Origin of the sequence: Acidovorax sp., from assembly GCF_016783915.1 — a bacterium.
Classification (GTDB): domain Bacteria; phylum Pseudomonadota; class Gammaproteobacteria; order Burkholderiales; family Burkholderiaceae_C; genus Acidovorax.
The window spans coordinates 1-18,200 of sequence record NZ_JADHVT010000098.1 but is presented as its reverse complement, the minus strand read 5'-3'; the positions used below and the strand labels follow the sequence as shown (position 1 = coordinate 18,200).

Below are 18,200 nucleotides of genomic sequence, written 5' to 3'. Positions count from 1 at the left end.
CATCCAGCACGATCTTCATGCCCAGCTCTTCGGCCGTGGCCTCGCTGGCGGCCAGCAGGTCCAGGTAATCCTCCAGGCGCGCCAGCGGCGGCATGAAGACATAGAGCACTCCGTACTTTTCACCCACCTTCTCGGCCTTGGGGCCGCTGGCGCGGCGTGGGTCGCGCACCTCCACGCACAGCGCTGTGCGCGACAGGCCTGCGGCCGACTGGAACTTGCCCGGTGGCTGCATGCCCGCATGCGGGTCGGGCTGCCCGGCCTGGCGCGCGTGGTCGCCGCCAGCCGTACCTTGCGCCATGCGGCGTGCCTCGCCCGGTGCGGTGGCGCCCGCCAGGTAGGGCAGGTCGCGGTCGCCGGTGACCGGGCCGGATGGCACGGAATACCGCGCCCGCAGCGTGGTGGCAGCGGCCAGCGGGCTCTGGGGCGCGGTCGGGTCTTGTGGGATCAGGTGCTCGGTGTCCGACGCTTTCACCCAGGGCAGGGCGTCCAGCGGCAGGCGGTAGCCCATGGGCGAATCGCCGGGGATGAGCAGCATGCGGTCGTCGCGGAAGAACCACGGCCCCGTGCTCCACACGCTGCCCGCCAGCGTGCCCGCGCCTTCGCCTGCCTGCAGTGGCAGCACATAGCCCACCACGCTGTCGAGTTTTTGCTCGAACACGCGGCGCAGGCGTGCGCGCTCCAGCTCGTCGTCCAGGCGCGCGTCAAACGGGTCCACGTTGACCGGCAGGCGGCGCTCGCGCCACAGGTAGTAGAAGGTGTCTTCATAACCGGGCTGGATGTAGCGGTCGGTGATGCCCAGCTTGCGCGTGAGGTGGCGCACAAAACGCTCGGCGTCGGCGCTGGTGTAGTGCGAGGGGTTGCGTTCGTCGGCAAACAGCGCGGGGTTCTGCCACGCGGGCTGGCCGTCGGCGCGCCAGCAGATCGACAGCGCCCAGCGCGGCAGCTGCTCGCCCGGGTACCACTTGCCCTGGCCAAAGTGCAGGAAGCCGCCCTGGCCGTATTCGGCGCGCAGCTTGTGCACCAGCTCGGTGGCAAAACCGCGCTTGGTGGGGCCCAGCGCATCGGTGTTCCACTCGGGCGCATCGCGGTCGCCCACAGCCACAAAGGTGGGCTCGCCGCCCATGGTCAGTCGCACATCGTTCGCGGTCAGGTCGGCATCCACCTGGTCGCCCAGCGCCAGCACGGCCTGCCACTGGTCTTCGGTGTAGGGCTTGGTCACGCGGGGCGATTCGAAGATGCGCGTCACGCGCATCTCGTGGCTGAATTCCACCTCGGCCTTGTCCACGCCACCTTCAATCGGCGCGGCGCCCGAGGGCTGGGGTGTGCAAGCGAGCGGGATGTGGCCCTCGCCCGCCATCAGGCCGCTGGTGGCATCCAGGCCGATCCAGCCCGCGCCGGGCAGGTAGACCTCGCACCAGGCGTGCAGGTCTGTGAAGTCGTGGTCGGTGCCGCTGGGGCCATCGAGCGCCTTCACATCGGGGGTGAGCTGGATCAGGTAGCCCGACACAAACCGCGCCGCCAGCCCCAGGTGGCGCAGCAGCTGCACCAGCAGCCAGCCCGAGTCGCGGCACGAGCCGCTGGCCTTTTGCAGCGTCTCCTCCGGCGTCTGCACGCCGGGCTCCAGGCGGATAAGGTAGCGGATGTCTTGCGATACCTGCTGGTTGAGTTGGACCAGGAAATCGATGGTGCGCTGCTTGCTGCGGTCCACCTTGTCCAGATAGGCCTGCACCAGCGGTGTCATCGGGTCGGTGGCCAGGTAGGGCGCCAGCTCCTGCTGCACATCGCTGCTGTAGTTGAACGGGATGTTCTCGGCCTCGGGCTCCAGGAAGAAGTCGAAGGGGTTGTACACCGCCATCTCCACCACCAGGTCCACCGTGACCTTGAACTCGCGCGTCTTCTCGGGGAAGACCAGCCGCGCCTGGTAGTTGGCAAACGGGTCCTGCTGCCAGTTGATGAAGTGCTGCGCGGGCTCGACCTTGAGCGAGTACGAAATCACAGTGCTGCGGCAATGGGGCGCGGGCCGCAATCGGATGGTCTGCGGCCCGAGGCCTACCAGCCGGTCGTATTGGTAATGCGTGACGTGGTGGAGCGCGGCGTGGATGGGCATATGCAGGGCATGCTAGCAAGTCCTGAGCCATCGCGGGCAACTATTCCGGGGGCGATGACAAGCGGTCATCGGCTGTTCACAATGTGCGGTCCGTACCCCGCTGCCGGGGCCGCCTGTTTTTCTGACTGCGCACCAACTTGGTGATGCCCTGATTCACCCATGTCCCAATCCCCCCAACTGCTGCTCCTCCCCGGCCTGGCCGCCGATGAACGCATGTGGCGCGGCGTGCTGCCGCTGCTGCCCGCCGCGCTGCGCCCCGAGGTCGCCACCGCCCACCAGGATGTGAACCTGCACCGCATCGAAGACTTTGCCGCACGCCTGCTGGCACGACACGCGGGGCCGCTGGTGCTGGCGGGTGCGTCGATGGGCGGCATGATCGCCATGGAGGCCGCGCGCCAGGCGCCGCAGCGTGTGGCAGGGCTGGCGCTGCTGGGTACCACCGCGCGGCCCGAGACGCCCGACATGCGTGCCCTGCGCGAAGGCGCCATCGAGCTGTTTGAACAGGGCCGCATGCGCGAGGTCATCGAGCCCAACGTGGCCCTGGCCTTCCACCCCACGAACGCCGCCAAGGCGGACCTGGTGCAGGCCTACCTGGACTTTGTGCTGGATGCGGGCCCCGACCACCTGGTGCGCCAGAACCGCGCCGTGATCCATCGGCCCGATGCGCGGGTGCATCTGCCGCAGGTGGCCTGCCCCGCGCTGGTGGTGTGTGGCGCGGCCGACCAGCTCACGCCGCCCGAATGTTCTGCGGAGATCGTGGCGCTGGTGCCCGGCGCCGAACACCACCTGCTGCCCGACAGCGGCCACATGCTGACCATGGAACAGCCCGAGGTGGTGACCCGCTTGCTGGTGCAGTGGCTGGCCCGCAACGGGTGGATTTGAATGGGTTAGAAGTCTTTTTGACAGGAAGCGCTAGTGGTACATGCCTGGGTAGCTATGGAAATGATAGCTAATCAGAACTCCAGGTTGTCGATCAGCCGCGTGCTGCCCAGCCGCGCTGCACCCAGCGCCACCAGCGTGCCTGCGGCATCGTCGGCCGTGGCGGGCAGCAGGTCGGCCCGGCGGCGCACCGTGAGGTAGTCGGGCGCCCAGCCCCGCGCGCGCAAGGCATCTTGCGCCTGGGCCTCCAGCGTGCTGCGGTCGCTGGCGCCCAGCCACTGCTGCGCCAGCCGCTTCAGGGCCTGCGACAGGGCCACGGCCTCCTGCCGTTCTTCCAGGTCCAGGTAGCCATTGCGCGAGCTCAGCGCCAGCCCGTCCGCTGCGCGGCAGGTTTCGCCCGCTACGACGTCAATGGGCAGCGCAAACTGCCGCACCATGTGGCGGATCACCATGAGCTGCTGGTAGTCCTTCTTGCCAAACACGGCCGTGCCACCGGTCTGGCCCAGCACGCAGGCAAACAGCTTCATCACCACCGTGCTCACACCCACAAAAAACCCGGGGCGAAAGTGCCCTTCCAGCATGTCGGCCAGCACCGGGTCAGGGTGCACCTTGAAGGTCTGGGGTTCGGGGTACAGGTCCGTCTCGCGCGGTGCAAACAGCACATCGCAACCGGCGGCCTGGAGCTGTGCGCAGTCGGCCTCCCAGGTGCGCGGGTAGCTGTCAAAGTCCTCGTGCGGCAGAAACTGCAGGCGGTTCACAAAGATGCTGGCCACGGTCACATCGCCCAGGGGCTTGGCCTGGCGCACCAGGGCAATATGCCCCTCATGCAGGTTGCCCATGGTGGGCACAAAGGCGGGGCGGCGGTAGGGGGCCAGGGCCTGGCGCAGGTCGGCAACGGAGCGGGCAATCAGCATGGGGTCGGAGGGGGCAGAAGGAGAGAGGAAAAGGGCTCACCAGGCGTGTACAGCGTTGTCCGGGAAACGCCCTTGCTTCACGGACTGCACATACGCCTCCATGGCGCCGCGCACGCTGCCCGCGTCCTGCATGAAGTTGTGGACGAACTTCGGCATCTTCCCGAGGTTCATGCCCAGCATGTCGTGCAACACCAGCACCTGGCCGGCCGTGCCGTTGCCCGCGCCGATGCCGATGGTGTGGCAGTGCGGCAGCTCGGCCGTGATGTCTGCGGCCAGCGCTGCGGGCACCATCTCCAGCACCAGCATGGCGGCGCCTGCGTCCTGCAGCTCATGCGCCTCTTTGCGCAGCGTGCGGGCCGCGTCGTCGGTTTTGCCCTGCACGCGGTAGCCACCCAGCGCGTGCACCGTCTGCGGCGTCAGGCCCAGGTGGGTGCACACCGGCACGCCGCGCTGCACCAGAAATTCCACCGTGGGCGCTGTCCAGCCGCCGCCTTCGAGCTTGACCATGTGCGCGCCCGCCTGCATCAGCACACAGGCGCTGCGCAGCGCTTGTTCGCGGCTTTCGGCGTAGGTGCCGTAGGGCAGGTCGGCCACCAGCCAGGCCGTGCCCTGCACGCGGTGCAGGCCGCGCGCCACGCTGGCTGTGTGGTAGGCCATGGTGTCCAGCGTCACACCCACCGTGCTGGGCAGGCCCTGGCACACCATGCCCAGCGAATCGCCCACCAGAATGCATTCCACCCCCGCCGCATCTGCCACGGCCGCAAAGGTGGCGTCGTAGGCGGTGAGCATGGTGATCTTCTCGCCCGCCGCGCGCATTTGCGCCAGGCGCGGCAGGCTCACGGGGCGGCGCTGGGGCAGGGGCGATGCAGGCGGCAGCGTGCCGTAGGGCGTGGCAGAAACAGGGCTGGTGGCGGTCATGTAGCGCGGTGGAGCCAAAAAATTGCCGCGAGTCTATGCGACCAATACTGGGTGTACTTATTGGTTTCCTGCGCGGGCCCCAGGGGCCTGCGCTGGCACAGTGGCCTTTGCGTTCCCGGTATGCTCGCGGCCCATGACAGCTGCGACATATTCCGCACATTCCCCCGCAAAGACCCCCATGAGCGATACCGAAGTGAAGGCCCTGGCCCAGGCCGATGTGGCGCGCGCCCTGGCCGAAGACGTGGGCACCGGCGACCTCACCGCCGGCCTGATCGACCCCGCCCGCCGCGCCCGCGCGCGTATCCTGGCGCGCGAAGCCGCCGTGATCTGCGGCGCCCCCTGGGCCGAGGCCGCGCTGCGCGCCCTCGACCCCATGGTGAAGATCACCTGGCATGTGGCCGAGGGCCAGCGCTGCGCCCCCGACCAGGTGGTGCTGGAGATTGAAGGCAATGCCCGCGCGTTGCTCAGCGCCGAGCGCACGGCGCTCAACTTCCTGCAACTGCTGTCGGCCGTGGCCACCAAAACCCGTACCTATGTGGATGTGGTGGCTGGCACCCGCGCCCACATTGTGGACACGCGCAAGACCATTCCCGGCCTGCGCCTGGCGCAGAAATATGCCGTGCGCGTGGGCGGCGGCACCAACCATCGCATTGGCCTGCACGATGCGGTGCTGATCAAAGAGAACCACATCGCTGCTGCGGGAGGCGTGACCGCCGTGCTGCGCGCTGCCGACAAGGTGGCGTCACAGGCAAAGTTCATCGAGATCGAAGTGGAAACCCTGGAGCAGCTGGCCGAGGCGCTGGATGCGGGCGCCAAGATGGTGCTGCTGGACAACATGCCCTTGGCCCAGCTGCGCGATGCCGTGCGCATCAACGCGGGCCGTGCGATTCTGGAAATCTCGGGTGGCGTCACGCTCGATGGCCTGCGCGCACTGGCCGAGACCGGCGTGGACCGCATCTCCATCGGCACGCTGACCAAGGACGTGAAGGCCACCGATTTCTCCATGCGACTGCAGGAACTGTCATGACCACCACCGCCGTGTTGAACCGCATCGATGTGGAGTACGAGCAGCCGCTGGATGCCCAGGAAGGCGCCGTCTGCTCCACCAAACACGCCTGGGCCCGCGTGCCGCCCGAGCCTTCGCAGGCAGAGCGTGCCGCGCTCAAGGACAAGATCCGCCGCCTGCTGAAAGAAAAGAATGCGGTCATGGTGTCGCACTACTACGTGCACCCGGACCTGCAGGACCTGGCCGAGGAAACCGGTGGTCTGGTGAGCGACTCGCTGGAGATGGCCCGCTTTGGCCGCGACCACGCGGCGCAGACCCTGGTGGTGAGCGGCGTGCGGTTCATGGGCGAAACGGCCAAGATCCTGAGCCCGGAAAAGACCGTGCTCATGCCCGACCTGGACGCCACCTGCTCGCTGGACCTGGGCTGCCCCATCGAAGAATTCAGCGCGTTCTGCGACCAGCACCCCGACCGCACCGTGGTCGTCTATGCCAACACCAGCGCGGCCGTGAAGGCGCGCGCGGACTGGCTCGTCACATCGAGCTGTGCGCTCGACATTGTGAGCGCCCTCAAGGCCGCAGGCCAGAAGATCCTGTGGGCGCCCGACCGCCACCTGGGCGCTTACATCCAGCGTGAGACGGGCGCTGACATGGTGTTCTGGAACGGTGCCTGCATCGTGCACGACGAGTTCAAGGCGCTGGAGCTGGAGCTGCTCAAGCAGCAGCACCCGCATGCCAAGGTGCTGGTCCACCCCGAGAGTCCCGCCGACGTGGTGGCCCTGGCCGATGCCGTGGGCTCCACCAGCGCCATCCTCAAGGCCGCGCGCGAGATGGATGCCACCGAGTTCATTGTGGCCACCGACAACGGCATGATGCACAAGCTGCGCACGCTCAACCCCGGCAAGACCTTTTACGAAGCCCCCACGGCTGGCAACAGCGCCACCTGCAAGAGCTGCGCGCACTGCCCCTGGATGGCGATGAACGGCCTGGCCGATGTGGCCCGCGTGCTGGAGACCGGTGCGAACGCTGTGCATGTGGACCCTGCACTGATTCCGCGTGCGCGCCAGCCGATTGACCGCATGCTGGCCTTCACGGCGGCGCTCAAGAATGGTCAACCGACCGGCGCACTGTTGCCCCACCTAGGCGCTGCCTGAGTGTGCACGACGTGTTGATAATTGCTCATGTTTTGATAGCTACAGGCGCATGATCCACTAGCGCCTCCGCCTGCTTTGACTTCTAGTTGCCACATTGACTTCACCCAGCCGCTGAGCGCAGGTGCCGCGCGCCTGCGCCACCGGTTTCAGGCCCCGCGCGAGGTGCTGGTGGCCCAGGCACTGCACGAGGTGCGCGGTGTGCTCGACGCCGTGTTTGCCGCCGCACAGCAAGGACGCTGGTGCGTGGGCCACGTGCGCTACGAGGCCGCCCCGGCCTTCGATGCCGCATTGCAGACCCATGCGGCCGACGGCCCGCTGGCCTGGTTTGCCGTGTATGACGCGCCCCAGCCCGGGACCGACGACGCGGCGGATGCTGCGGCAGCGGCAACCCCTGCGCAGGTGGTGTGGGACAACAGCCCCGAGCGCGAGGAGTTTGACGCCGCGCTGGCGCAGATCCAGCAGGCCATCGCGGCGGGCGAGCTGTACCAGGTCAACTACACCGCGCCCTTTCGTGGCACGCTGCAGGGGTCGCCGCAGGCCTTGTTTGCCGCGCTGTTGCGCGCGCAGCCCGGGGGCTATGCCGCCTACTTGCAGGCGGGTGACGAGCAGGTGCTGTCGGTGTCGCCCGAGCTGTTTTTTGACTGGCAGGACGCGCCGGAAGGCGGCACCCTGCTGGCCCGCCCGATGAAGGGTACGGCCCCGCGTGGCGCCACCCCCGAGCAGGACGCGCAGCAGGCCGAGCACCTGCGCACGGCGCCCAAGGAGCGTGCCGAGAACGTGATGATCGTGGACCTGCTGCGCAACGACATGTCGCGCATTGCGCTGCCGCACAGCGTGCAGGTGCCTGCGCTGTTTGCCACGCAGGCCTTGCCCACGGTGTGGCAGATGACCTCGGACGTGACGGCGCGCACGCGGCCCGGCACCACGCTGACGGATGTGTTTGCGGCGCTGTTCCCCTGCGGCTCTGTCACGGGGGCGCCCAAGGTGCGCGCCATGCAGATGATCCGCGCGCTGGAGCCTGCGCCGCGCGGCGTGTATTGCGGCGCGGTGGGTGTGGTGCGGCCTGGCGGGGCGGCGGGGCCGGACGGCTTGCATCCGGTGGCGGCCACGTTCAACGTGCCCATCCGCACCGTGGTGCTGCGCGGTGTGGGTACGGGTGCGGGTGCGGATGCCTCCCCCGTCGTTGCCGAGGCCACCTGCGGCATTGGCAGCGGCATCACCTCCGGTGCCGAGGCAGGCGCCGAGTGGGCCGAGTGGCACCACAAGCGCGCCTTTGTCGAGCGGGCGAGCGCTCCGTTCGAGGTGCTCGAAACCCTGGGCCTGCACGACGGCAAATTCATGCACGCCGACCAGCATGTGCGCCGCATGGGCGAGGCGGCCGCACATTTCGGCTTTGTGTTCAACGCCCATGCGGTGCGCCAGGAGCTGCAGATTGCCGCCCTGCAACACCGCGACGGCGACTGGCGGGTGCGCCTGCTGCTGGCGGCGGATGGCAGCGCCCGCGCCGAGGCCTTTGCGCTGCAGACCACCGCGGTGCCCGTGCGCCTGCAACTGGCGCCGCGCCCCTTTGCGGCCGCCCACAGCGAGTTTGTGCGCTACAAGACCACCCGCCGCGCGCACTACGCGGCGTTTGCCCCCACCACCCCCGGCGTGTTCGACACGGTGCTGTGGAACGAGGCAGGCGAGATCACCGAGGGCACCTTCGGCAACATCGCCGCGCTCATCGATGGGCGCTGGGTGACGCCGCCCTTGTCCTGCGGCCTGCTGCCCGGCGTGGGCCGCGCAGTGGCGCTGCAGGATGGCCACGTGGTAGAGGTCGTCCTGCGCGTGGCCGACATACCCCGCGTGCAAGGCTGGGCGTTCATCAACAGCCTGCGCGGCTGGCTGGCGGCTACGCTGGACGCGTGACTGGGCGCCAGCGCCCCGTATGTTGCGAGGCGGGCGCCGTGTTCATGGCCGGTTCACAGCCGCTCTTTGGCGTACGAGCCACGGTCCATGTCCACGATCTCCACGCTCAGCTGCACCATCACGCCCTGGGGCTTGGGGGTGCGCTCGCGCAGCACAGCGGCAATGCGGTCGGACAGCTCCTTCTTGGCCTCGGGCGTGCGGCCGGACAGCAGGCGCAGTTGGGCATGCACAAAGGCGCGGTTGGCGGGTGCGATGCCGATCTCGAAGCTGTCGGCCACGATGAAGCGGGTTTTCAGATCCGCCTCGTCCTGCACCTGGGGGTGGGAGCACAGGGTGGCGTTCAGGGCCGTCAGCGTTTCGGCCTCGGGGTAGTGGGGCAGGTTGGCGGAGTATTCGATGGTCAGGTGGGGCATGGAATTGTCTCGCTGGAAGGATGGGGGAGGGCCCGCGTTGGCAGGTTGCCTGGGCCTTGCATGGTACTGCGGCGTGTCAACGGCTTACCAACGGCTTTGCCAGCGCATGCAGCGCGGCCAGCAGTTGCGCCACATCCCTTGTGGTGTGCGCGGCCGACAGCGCAATGCGCAGCCGCGCCGTGCCCGCAGGCACGGTGGGCGGGCGGATGGCGGGCACCCACAGGCCTTGGGTGCGCAGGCCGTCCATCACGTGCAGTGCGGCTTCGTTGCTGCCGATCACCAGGGCCTGCACAGGCGTGTGCGACGGCAACAGGTGCCAGCCCAGGGCCTTGGGCAGGTCGGCCAGCCTGGTACGCAATTGGGTGATGAGGGCCGCGAGGTGCGCGCGCCGGTCATCGGCGGCCGCCATGATCTGCAGGCTTTGCCGCAACGCGCTGGCCAGCAGCGGCGGGGCCGCAGTGGCAAAGATGTAGGTGCGTGTTTTTTGCAGCAGCCATTCGATGAGGGCTGCATCGCCTGCCACAAAGGCGCCCGCCACACCCGCAGCCTTGCCCAGCGTGGCCATGTAAAGCACGCGGCGTGAAGCCGTGGCTCCCGTCAGCCCCGCCTGCGCCAGGCTGCCGCGCCCTTGGGGGCCCAGCACGCCAAAGCCGTGAGCGTCGTCCAGCAGCAACAGGGCGTCGTAGCGCTCGCACAGCGCCAGCAGCGCCGGAATATCGATGAGGTCGCCATCCATGCTGAACACCGCATCGCTGATGACCAGCTTGCGCCGTGCGGGGCTGGCGGCGAGCTGCGCTTCCAGCGCGGCCAGGTCGGCGTGGGGATAGCGGTGGATGGTGGCGCGCGACAGGCGGGCGCCGTCGATCAGGCAGGCATGGTTGAGCGCGTCGGAGAACAGCGCATCACCGTCGCCCACGAGCGCGGGGATGATGCCGGAGTTGGTGGCGTAGCCGGCATAAAAGTACAACGCGCGGGGCAGTTGCACATAGGCCGCCAGCTCGTGCTCCAGTGCGTCGTTGGCGGCGCTGTGGCCGCTGACCAGCGGCGAGCCGCCAGAGCCCACGCCATAGTGGTGTGTGGCCTCACGCGCGGCCTCGGCCAGCGCAGGGTGGCTGGCCAGTCCCAGGTAGTCGTTGCTGCAAAAGGCCAGCATGGGCTGGCCGTCCACCAGCAGACGTGCACCGCCGGCGGGTTGCACCACGCGGCGGCGGCGCAGCAGGTGGGCGCGTTCAATGTCGGCCAGGCGTACAGGGATCTCATCGAGCCACGACGTCTGCAGTGCCGTGGCGCCAGTCATCGCCAATCCTTAGGAAGATCAAACACCAGGCTGCCGGGTTCAGGCAGCTCCTGGTGCGGCACATCGGCCAGCAGTGGCGCACCCAGCCGCGCGCGCAGGTAGGCGATGTTGTCCTCCACGGCCTCCATGTCAGGGTCTACCCGGTTGGCCACCCAGCCGGCCAGCGTGAGGCCGCGCGTGCGGATGGCCTCGGCGGTCAGCAACGCATGGTTCAGGCAGCCCAGCCGCAGCCCCACCACCAGCACCACGGGCAAGGCCAGGGTCTGAGCGAGGTCAGCGCCTGTCTGGGTGTCGGTCAGTGGCACATGAAAGCCGCCGGCGCCTTCCACCACCACGGCGTCGGCCTGGGCGGCCAGCGCGTGGTAGCTGCGCACGATGGCGTTGAGGTCGATCTGCACCCCGGCCCTCGCAGCGGCGATATGGGGCGAGAGCGGGTCGAGCAGCAGCACGGGGTTGTCCAGCTCGGGGGCCACCGCCAGCGTGGAGGCGGAGCGCAGCGCGATCGCGTCCTCGCTGGCCCAGTCGTCCCCCCAAGGCACCACGCCGGCCGCCACGGGCTTCATACCCACCACGCGGGGGTGGTGGGCTGCCAATGCACGCAGCAGACCGGCGGACACCAGCGTTTTGCCGACGCCCGTGTCGGTTCCGGTCACAAAACATCCAATCATGATTTCTCCTCGTACAGCGTGGCGTTCAGCGCGTCGAGCGCGCCGCTGGCCAGGCACTGCACGGCCTCGTCGTCGAGCGCATACGGCGGCATGGCGTACAGCGTTTTCCCGATGGGCCGCAGCACCAGAGAGCGCGCCATGGCGTGCTGGTGGTAGCGGCGTGCGAAGTCGGGCAGGGTAGTGTCTACGTCCCAGGCCCAGATCATTCCCAGGCGCCTTGCGTGGCGCACGCGCGGGTGGTGGGCAAGTGGCGCACAGGCCGCGTCGATGCGCTGTGCCAGCGCTGCGTTCGCGTTCAGGGCATCCAGCTGCTCAAACAGATCCAGTGTGGCCAATGCCGCGCGGCAGGCCAGCGGGTTGCCGGTGTACGAGTGCGAATGCAAAAAGCCCCGCGCCACGTCGTCGTCGTAGAACGCGGCGTACACCGCGTCGGTGGTCAGCACGGCCGACAGCGGCAGTGTGCCGCCCGTGAGGCCTTTGGAAAGACAGATGAAATCAGGCTGGATGCCTGCCTGCTGGTGCGCGAACATGGTGCCCGTGCGGCCGAAACCTACGGCAATTTCATCGACCACCAGGTGCACCTCGTAGCGATTGCACAGCGCGCGTGCCAGACGCAGGTATTCCGGGTCGTGCATGGCCATGCCCGCAGCGCATTGAACCAGGGGCTCGGCGATGAGTGCGGCGGTGGTGGTGTGGTGCTCCTGCAGCCAGCTTTCCAGTGCTGCAGCGGCACGGCGCGCCACGTCTTCGGCCGTCTCGCCCGGCTGGGCACCGCGTGCATCGGGGCTGGGCACGGTATCGGCCAGGCGCACCAGCGGGGCATAAGCCTCGCGGAAGATGGCGATGTCGGTCACCGCCAGTGCGCCCACGGTTTCGCCGTGGTAGCCACCAGCCAGACCCACAAAGCGGCTCTTGGCGGGGCGACCGGTGTTGCGCCAGTAGTGCGCGCTCATCTTGAGCGCAATCTCTGTGGCGGCTGCGCCGTCGCTGCCATAGAAAGCATGGCCCAGGCCGGTGAGCGCGGCAAGGCGTTCCGACAGTTCCACCACGGGCGCGTGGGTAAAGCCCGCCAGCATCACGTGGTCCAGTTGGCCCAGCTGGTCCACCAGCGCGGCCTGGATGTGTGGGTGGCTGTGGCCGAACAGATTGACCCACCAGGAGCTGATGCCGTCGAGGTAGCGCTTGCCTTCGGTGTCGTACAGCCACGGGCCCTGCGCGCGCGCAATGGCCACGGGCGGTTGGGCCTCGTGCCGCTTCATTTGCGTGCAAGGGTGCCAGACGGCAGCCAGGCTGCGGGCCACCAGAGCGTCATGGGTCGATGCCATTGTTACAGGGCCTGTGTGGGCACTGCGTGGCGCAGTTCCGTCTGGCGGTTGTGGTCGTCCACAAACACCAGCTGCGGCTGGTGCGTGCCCACCTGGTCTTCGTGCACCTGGGCGAAGGCCGCAATGATGATGAGATCGCCCACTGCAGCACGGCGTGCGGCCGAGCCGTTCACCGAGATCATGCCGCTGCCGCGCTGGCCCTTGATGGCATAGGTGACAAGGCGCTCGCCGTTGTTGATGTTCCAGATGTGGATCTGCTCGTTCTCTGCGATGTTGGCGGCGTCCAGCAGGTCTTCGTCGATGGCGCAGGAGCCTTCGTAGTGCAGTTCGCACTGGGTCACGGCCACGCGGTGGATCTTGGATTTGAGCAGGGTGCGGAACATCGGGCTTCCTTGGGTGAAGTCTGTGAACTTTTGGGGGGTGGCCTGCCGGTGGCAGGGCCGTGGCCGGTCAGGGCTGTGGAAAGTCCAGCGCGCAGCTGTCGCCCAGTGCTTCGCGCCACACGCGCACGCGGGTCACGCTGGCGCGCAGGTCAGCGGGCAGCGTTCGGGCGATGAACAGGCACAGGTTCTCCAGCGTGGGGGTGCCCAGGCCGGGCACTTCGTCCAGCATGTGGTGGTCCAGCTGCTCGCGCACCACCTCCAGGCCCCGGCGCAGCAGGCCCAGGTCCAGCACCATGCCGGTGGCCGGGTCGCGTGGGCCGGTCAGGAAAACTTCGGCGTGGTAGGTGTGGCCGTGCACACGGCGGCTGCCTTCGGCTTCGATCTCGCGGCGCAAGGTGTGGGCGGCGTCGAAGAAGAAGCGCTGGGAGATGGTGAACAACATACGGAAACTAGAAGATAAAACCGCGTCACCTTATGCCGGTGAGCTTGTGGGTTTGCAGGCTTAATCGCCATGCGGGGTGGGCCAGGCAGGCGTCAATGCAGGCGGCAGTGTTCTGGCGCTGCAGAAGTCCGTCCATGGGCTGAAGAAAGCGGTGGGTGAACTGGGTGCCCTGCTCCAGCGCCTGCAGGTCAAAGCCGGGCTGGGGCCAGACCAGTTTCAGTTCCTGCCCGCTGCGCTGCACCCACGGTGCACCCGCCTTGGGGCTGATGCACAGCCAGTCGATGCCTTCGGGCGCGGCGACGGTGCCGTTGCTTTCGACGGCGATGCGGAATTGCTGCGCGTGCAGCGCGTCTATCAGCGCCGCATCGACCTGCAGAAGGGGCTCGCCGCCCGTCAGCACTACCAGGCGGTGGCCCGCGCCCGCAGGCCATTGGGCGGCGATCAACTCCGCCAGCGCCGTGGCTGTCTCAAACTTGCCGCCCAGCGTGCCATCGGTGCCCACAAAGTCGGTGTCGCAGAACTGGCAGATGGCCTGCGCACGGTCCTGCTCGCGGCCCGTCCAGAGGTTGCAGCCTGCAAAGCGGCAGAACACGGCCGGTGTGCCGGCTTGGCCGCCTTCGCCTTGCAGGGTGTAGAAAATTTCTTTGACGCTGTAGGTCATCGGGGCACCGGGGGGACGAGGATGGTGGGGGCGGCGGGGGCTGCGACCTCGGGGTAGTCGCGGCTGAAATGCAGGCCCCGGCTTTCGCGGCGCAGCTGGGCGCTTTTCACGATCAGGTCGGCCACCTGCACCAGGTTGCGCAGCTCCAGCAGGTCGCGCGTGATGTGGAAGTGGGCGTAGAACTCGTGGATCTCGCCCTGCAGCATCGCGATGCGGTGGGCGGCACGTTCCAGGCGCTTGTTGGTGCGCACGATGCCCACGTAGTCCCACATGAAGCGGCGCAACTCGTCCCAGTTGTGCGAAATGACCACGGACTCGTCGGCATCCGTCACGCGGCTGTCGTCCCACGCGGGCACGGTGGGCAGTGCGGTGGCCGGGGCCGCTGCGATAGCCTGTGCGGCCGCGCGCGCAAACACCATGCATTCGAGCAGCGAGTTGCTGGCCAGCCGGTTGGCGCCGTGCAGGCCGGTGCAGGCCACTTCGCCCACGGCAAACAGGCCGGGCAGGTCGGTGCGGCCGGCCAGGTCGGTCAGCACGCCGCCACAGGTGAAGTGGGCGGTGGGCACCACGGGGATCGGCTCCTTCGTGATGTCGATGCCCAGCGATGCGCAGTGGGCCAGGATGTTGGGGAAGTGCTCCTGCAAAAACGCGGGGCTCTGGTGCGAGATGTCCAGGTGCACGCAGTCGAGGCCGTGTTTTTTCATCTCGAAGTCGATGGCGCGGGCCACCACATCGCGCGGGGCCAGTTCGGCACGTGGGTCATGGTCGAGCATGAAGCGCGTGCCGCCTGCCGATGGGGGCAGCTTGAGCTGCCCGCCCTCGCCGCGCACCGCTTCGCTGATGAGGAAGGACTTTTCGTGTGGGTGGTACAGGCCCGTGGGGTGGAACTGGATGAACTCCATGTTCGCCACGCGGCACCCCGCGCGCCACGCGGCGGCAATGCCGTCGCCCGTGGCGGTGTCGGGGTTGGTGGTGTACAGGTACACCTTGCCTGCGCCGCCCGTGGCCAGGATGGTTTGCGGGGCGCGGAAGGTGACGACCTCGTCGGTGTCGCTGTCCAGCGCGTACAGGCCCAGGCAGCGGTGGCCCGGCAAGCCCAGCTTGCGCGTGGTGATCAGGTCCACCAGCGTGTGCTGCTCGAACAGCGTGATGCCGGGCGTGGCACGCACCACATCGATCAGCGTGCGCTGCACGGCCGCGCCGGTGGCGTCGGTCACATGGGCAATGCGGCGCGCGCTGTGGCCGCCTTCGCGCGTGAGGTGCAGCTGGTCGCCTTCGAGCGTGAAGGGCACGCCCAGCTGGCGTAGCCAGGCGATCGATGCGGGCGCGTTCTCCACCACAAAGCGCGTGGTGGCCAGGTCGCACAGGCCTGCGCCGGCGACCAGCGTGTCTTCAATGTGGGCGGCAAAGCTGTCGTCGTCGGCCAGCACTGCGGCAATACCGCCCTGGGCCCAGCCGCTCGATCCATCTTGCAGCGTGCGCTTGGTGATGACGGCCACGCGGTGCGTGGGCGCCAGGTGCAGGGCGGCCGAGAGGCCGGCGAGGCCGCTGCCTACGATGAGAACGTCGAAGTCGTGGGATGCCATGGCTTGCGTGTGAAGGGGGTAATGCCACGGCCACCGGCCAGGGCGGTGAACAGTGGAAGGCGGCCCTAGGCCGGCGTGTATGCCAGGCGCACGTAGATGGGCGCAAACGCTTCGGCCTGCGTGATCTCGATCAGCGTCTCTTTGGCCAGCTCCAGCAGCGCAATGAAGGTCACCACCAGCACGGTGCTGCCTTTTTCGGGCTCGAAGAGTTCTTCAAACTCCACAAAACGGCGGCCCTGCAGGGTCTTGAGCACCATGCTCATGTATTCGCGCACGCTGAGTTCCTCGCGCGTGATCCGGTGGTGCTGTACCAGCTTGGCGCGCTTCAGGATGTCGCGCCAGGCCTCCTGCAGCTCCACCACATGCACGTCGGGAAAACGCGGCTGCAGGCTTTGCTCGATGTAGACCTGGGCTTTCAGGAAGTCGCGGCCGTACTGCGGCAACTGCCCCAGGCGGGCTGCGGCCATCTTCATCTGCTCGTATTCGAGCAGGCGGCGCACCAGCTCGGCGCGCGGGTCTTCGGGCTCTTCGCCTTCAGCCTGCTTTTTGGGCGGCAGCAGCATGCGCGACTTGATCTCGATCAGCATGGCGGCCATCAGCAAATACTCGGCCGCCAGTTCCAAGTTGCGGCTGCGGATCTCGTCCACATACGCCAAGTACTGCTTGGTCACCCCCACCATGGGGATGTCGAGGATGTTGAAATTCTGCTTGCGGATCAGGTACAGCAGCAAATCCAGCGGGCCTTCAAAGGCTTCGAGGAAGACTTCGAGCGCGTCGGGCGGGATGTACAGGTCCTGCGGCAGCGCAAACAGCGGTTCGCCGTACAGGCGGGCCAAGGCCACCTGGTCCACCACCACGGGCATGCCCGCCGCGTCCAGCGAGGGCGCGCCGGGCGAGTCTGCCGCTTCGGCTGCGTTCGCAGTGGTCATGGTTTGCTATTGAATCAGGAGCTATCAGCGCAATAAATACCTGCGCTTGCGGCTCAAAAGATGCTCAATCGGCGTTGGTCTGGTACACGTAGGGCTTCTGGGCCACCTGGGCGTCGCGGTACTCGCCCCAGATCTTGCGGTCCACCTGCTTGTCCCACAGCAGGGCACGGCCGGCTTGTTGCTGCTGGTCCAGTTCGGGACGGCTCGCCTTGAGCTGGTTGATGAACTGGGTGGCGTCGGATTGGTAGTCGGGGCGGCGGAAAATAGACATGGACTGTGAACTCTTTCTTGGAACGCGTCAGGCACAGTGATGCACCGAAGGTCCAAGATTTTACCGGGACGAATTTATGCGCTTGATATATCGCTCGGCCGCCCTGGCGGCTGCCACTTTTTCCCTGCTGGTGCTTGCCGCCTGCGATCCGCAACGCATCAGCGAACTCAAGGAGGGCGTTTCGACCGAAGCCGACGTGCGCGACCGCTTCGGCGCCCCCGAGAACGTGTGGAACGAGCCCGGTGGCGCGCGCACCTTCGAGTACAACCGCCAGCCTGCCGGCCAGGTCAACTACATGATCACCATCGGCCCCGACGGCCGCATGACCGCGCTGCGCCAGGTGCTGACGCCCGAGACCTTTGCGCGTGTGTCGCCCGGCATGCGCATGGACGAGGTGCGCCGCCTGCTGGGCAAGCCCGCCAAAGTCACGCCCTACGAGCTGAAAAAGGAGACCTGGGCCGACTGGCGCTACCTGGAGGCACCCAACCAGTCCAAGGTCTTCACGGTGGTCTATGGGCCCGACCAGTTCGTGCTGCGCACGCAGAAGGGTGCGGACACGGAGGCGCCCGAGTTCAAGGGCGGCAAGTAGCGGCGCCTGCGCACACCTGCGCACACTGGCGCGTTGCTTGCTTCTCATCTTGCAGATTGAACGCTGGACGCGCGCCGGACTGTCCCCAAGTGCCCAGCACTCCACCGGCGGAAAGCCCCCGCGCCTTTGCCACGCACCCCAACGCTGAACGCCCATGCCCGATACCCAGCCCCCCGCCCACGACGCTGCACCGCCGCTATCCGCCCTGCGCCATGGCACCTTTGAAGACGCCCAGGCCCTGTTTGCGGGCACCCTGTTCGTGGCCATGGCGCTCATGCTGTTCAACCAGGCGGGGCTGCTGGTGGGCGGCACGGCGGGCGCGGCGTTCTTGCTGCACTACGTCACCGGCATCTCGTTCGGCAAGCTGTTCTTTGTGGTCAACCTGCCGTTCTACTGGTTTGCCTGGACGCGCATGGGGCGCGAGTTCACGATCAAGACCTTTGTCTGCGTGGGCCTGCTGTCGTTGCTGACCGAGCTGTTCCCGCACGTGATGCATGTGGACTACCTGAACCCGCTGTTCGCCTCGTTGCTGGGCGGGTTGCTGCTGGGCACGGGCTGCCTGTTCCTGGCACGCCACCGCTCCAGCCTGGGCGGGGCCACCGTGGTGTCGCTGTACCTGCAAGGCCGCTACGGCATGCGTGCGGGCAAGGTGCAGATGATGATCGATGGCACCGTCGTGCTGCTCGCACTGTGGGTGGTGCCGGTAGACCGTGTGGCGTATTCGGTGCTGGCGGTGCTGGTGATGAGCGGGTT

At 67.6% G+C, this 18,200-nt stretch carries 19 protein-coding genes; 6 read left to right on the top strand and 13 right to left on the bottom strand.

Annotated elements, in window-relative coordinates:
• A partial coding sequence (locus ISS20_RS16655) for a transglutaminase family protein (RefSeq protein WP_291438097.1) occupies positions 1 to 2,107 on the bottom strand: 2,107 nt, incomplete at its 3' end.
• A gap of 159 nt (positions 2,108 to 2,266) precedes the next feature.
• Here ISS20_RS16655 and ISS20_RS16650 point away from each other — a divergent pair.
• Positions 2,267 to 2,989, top strand: coding sequence for an alpha/beta fold hydrolase (locus ISS20_RS16650; RefSeq protein ID WP_291438096.1), 723 nt, complete (start codon positions 2,267 to 2,269; stop codon positions 2,987 to 2,989).
• A gap of 71 nt (positions 2,990 to 3,060) precedes the next feature.
• On the opposite strand, the gene panC is transcribed toward ISS20_RS16650, so the two are convergent.
• Both panC and panB read right to left on the bottom strand, forming a co-directional pair.
• Positions 3,061 to 3,900 carry a pantoate--beta-alanine ligase gene (gene panC / locus ISS20_RS16645; RefSeq protein WP_291438095.1) on the bottom strand — a complete coding sequence of 280 codons (840 nt, stop codon included), beginning with the start codon at positions 3,898 to 3,900 and terminating at the stop codon, positions 3,061 to 3,063.
• A gap of 36 nt (positions 3,901 to 3,936) precedes the next feature.
• Positions 3,937 to 4,818, bottom strand: coding sequence for a 3-methyl-2-oxobutanoate hydroxymethyltransferase (panB, locus tag ISS20_RS16640; protein ID WP_291438094.1), 882 nt, complete (start codon positions 4,816 to 4,818; stop codon positions 3,937 to 3,939).
• Between the two features lie 178 nt (positions 4,819 to 4,996).
• Between panB and nadC the strand changes: the two genes are divergently transcribed.
• The 3 genes from nadC (at position 4,997) to pabB (ending at position 8,883) form a co-directional block, all read left to right on the top strand.
• Entirely contained in the window at positions 4,997 to 5,845 is an 849-nt protein-coding gene (gene nadC, locus ISS20_RS16635) for a carboxylating nicotinate-nucleotide diphosphorylase (protein WP_291438093.1), read from the top strand.
• Positions 5,842 to 6,975, top strand: a complete 1,134-nt coding sequence (gene nadA, locus ISS20_RS16630; protein ID WP_291438092.1) for a quinolinate synthase NadA — start codon at positions 5,842 to 5,844, stop codon at positions 6,973 to 6,975. Before nadC ends, nadA begins: the two co-directional genes overlap by 4 nt.
• A 75-nt stretch (positions 6,976 to 7,050) precedes the next feature.
• Positions 7,051 to 8,883 carry an aminodeoxychorismate synthase component I gene (pabB, locus tag ISS20_RS16625; RefSeq protein WP_291438091.1) on the top strand — a complete coding sequence of 611 codons (1,833 nt, stop codon included), beginning with the start codon at positions 7,051 to 7,053 and terminating at the stop codon, positions 8,881 to 8,883.
• Between the two features lie 53 nt (positions 8,884 to 8,936).
• Here pabB and ISS20_RS16620 read toward each other — a convergent pair whose 3' ends face one another.
• The 10 genes from ISS20_RS16620 to ISS20_RS16575 form a co-directional block, all read right to left on the bottom strand.
• Positions 8,937 to 9,296, bottom strand: coding sequence for a 5-carboxymethyl-2-hydroxymuconate Delta-isomerase (locus ISS20_RS16620; RefSeq protein WP_291438090.1), 360 nt, complete (start codon positions 9,294 to 9,296; stop codon positions 8,937 to 8,939).
• 76 nt (positions 9,297 to 9,372) lie between these two features.
• The gene (bioF, locus tag ISS20_RS16615; RefSeq protein ID WP_291438089.1) at positions 9,373 to 10,593 is read right to left on the bottom strand and encodes an 8-amino-7-oxononanoate synthase; all 1,221 of its coding nucleotides are present in this window, start codon (positions 10,591 to 10,593) and stop codon (positions 9,373 to 9,375) included.
• Positions 10,590 to 11,261 carry a dethiobiotin synthase gene (gene bioD, locus ISS20_RS16610; RefSeq protein ID WP_291438088.1) on the bottom strand — a complete coding sequence of 224 codons (672 nt, stop codon included), beginning with the start codon at positions 11,259 to 11,261 and terminating at the stop codon, positions 10,590 to 10,592. Before bioD ends, bioF begins: the two co-directional genes overlap by 4 nt.
• Positions 11,258 to 12,586, bottom strand: coding sequence for an adenosylmethionine--8-amino-7-oxononanoate transaminase (gene bioA / locus ISS20_RS16605; protein ID WP_291438087.1), 1,329 nt, complete (start codon positions 12,584 to 12,586; stop codon positions 11,258 to 11,260). Before bioA ends, bioD begins: the two co-directional genes overlap by 4 nt.
• Positions 12,587 to 12,588: 2 nt before the next feature.
• Positions 12,589 to 12,969 (bottom strand): aspartate 1-decarboxylase, encoded by a 381-nt coding sequence (gene panD, locus ISS20_RS16600; protein ID WP_291438086.1) that lies wholly within the window; start codon positions 12,967 to 12,969, stop codon positions 12,589 to 12,591.
• Positions 12,970 to 13,036: 67 nt separating this feature from the next.
• Positions 13,037 to 13,411 carry a 6-carboxytetrahydropterin synthase gene (locus tag ISS20_RS16595; RefSeq protein ID WP_291438085.1) on the bottom strand — a complete coding sequence of 125 codons (375 nt, stop codon included), beginning with the start codon at positions 13,409 to 13,411 and terminating at the stop codon, positions 13,037 to 13,039.
• A 25-nt stretch (positions 13,412 to 13,436) separates the two neighbouring features.
• Positions 13,437 to 14,072 (bottom strand): 7-carboxy-7-deazaguanine synthase, encoded by a 636-nt coding sequence (gene queE, locus ISS20_RS16590; protein ID WP_291438084.1) that lies wholly within the window; start codon positions 14,070 to 14,072, stop codon positions 13,437 to 13,439.
• Positions 14,069 to 15,658: an L-aspartate oxidase gene (nadB, locus tag ISS20_RS16585; protein WP_291438083.1), complete on the bottom strand. Its 1,590-nt coding sequence runs from the start codon at positions 15,656 to 15,658 to the stop codon at positions 14,069 to 14,071. Before nadB ends, queE begins: the two co-directional genes overlap by 4 nt.
• Positions 15,659 to 15,723: 65 nt before the next feature.
• The gene (locus tag ISS20_RS16580) at positions 15,724 to 16,587 is read right to left on the bottom strand and encodes a ScpA family protein (protein WP_199737458.1); all 864 of its coding nucleotides are present in this window, start codon (positions 16,585 to 16,587) and stop codon (positions 15,724 to 15,726) included.
• Positions 16,588 to 16,651: 64 nt separating this feature from the next.
• Entirely contained in the window at positions 16,652 to 16,858 is a 207-nt protein-coding gene (locus ISS20_RS16575; protein WP_056058580.1) for a DUF3460 family protein, read from the bottom strand.
• Positions 16,859 to 16,934: 76 nt separating this feature from the next.
• On the opposite strand from ISS20_RS16575, the gene ISS20_RS16570 reads away from it, so the two are divergent.
• Positions 16,935 to 17,447: a hypothetical protein gene (locus tag ISS20_RS16570; RefSeq protein ID WP_056746773.1), complete on the top strand. Its 513-nt coding sequence runs from the start codon at positions 16,935 to 16,937 to the stop codon at positions 17,445 to 17,447.
• Positions 17,448 to 17,601: 154 nt separating this feature from the next.
• Positions 17,602 to 18,200: YitT family protein (locus ISS20_RS16565; RefSeq protein ID WP_291438082.1), on the top strand; the 599-nt coding region annotated here is incomplete at its 3' end.

Coding starts and splice junctions, on each gene's coding strand:
- ISS20_RS16570 (WP_056746773.1), top strand. CDS start 16,935: ATGCGCTTGATATATCGCTCGGCCGCCCTGGCGGCTGCCACTTTTTCC.
- nadA (WP_291438092.1), top strand. CDS start 5,842: ATGACCACCACCGCCGTGTTGAACCGCATCGATGTGGAGTACGAGCAG.
- panB (WP_291438094.1), bottom strand. CDS start 4,818: ATGACCGCCACCAGCCCTGTTTCTGCCACGCCCTACGGCACGCTGCCG.
- panC (WP_291438095.1), bottom strand. CDS start 3,900: ATGCTGATTGCCCGCTCCGTTGCCGACCTGCGCCAGGCCCTGGCCCCC.
- nadB (WP_291438083.1), bottom strand. CDS start 15,658: ATGGCATCCCACGACTTCGACGTTCTCATCGTAGGCAGCGGCCTCGCC.
- bioD (WP_291438088.1), bottom strand. CDS start 11,261: ATGATTGGATGTTTTGTGACCGGAACCGACACGGGCGTCGGCAAAACG.
- bioA (WP_291438087.1), bottom strand. CDS start 12,586: ATGGCATCGACCCATGACGCTCTGGTGGCCCGCAGCCTGGCTGCCGTC.
- ISS20_RS16595 (WP_291438085.1), bottom strand. CDS start 13,411: ATGTTGTTCACCATCTCCCAGCGCTTCTTCTTCGACGCCGCCCACACC.
- panD (WP_291438086.1), bottom strand. CDS start 12,969: ATGTTCCGCACCCTGCTCAAATCCAAGATCCACCGCGTGGCCGTGACC.
- ISS20_RS16580 (WP_199737458.1), bottom strand. CDS start 16,587: ATGACCACTGCGAACGCAGCCGAAGCGGCAGACTCGCCCGGCGCGCCC.
- nadC (WP_291438093.1), top strand. CDS start 4,997: ATGAGCGATACCGAAGTGAAGGCCCTGGCCCAGGCCGATGTGGCGCGC.
- bioF (WP_291438089.1), bottom strand. CDS start 10,593: ATGACTGGCGCCACGGCACTGCAGACGTCGTGGCTCGATGAGATCCCT.
- queE (WP_291438084.1), bottom strand. CDS start 14,072: ATGACCTACAGCGTCAAAGAAATTTTCTACACCCTGCAAGGCGAAGGC.
- ISS20_RS16620 (WP_291438090.1), bottom strand. CDS start 9,296: ATGCCCCACCTGACCATCGAATACTCCGCCAACCTGCCCCACTACCCC.
- ISS20_RS16575 (WP_056058580.1), bottom strand. CDS start 16,858: ATGTCTATTTTCCGCCGCCCCGACTACCAATCCGACGCCACCCAGTTC.
- ISS20_RS16650 (WP_291438096.1), top strand. CDS start 2,267: ATGTCCCAATCCCCCCAACTGCTGCTCCTCCCCGGCCTGGCCGCCGAT.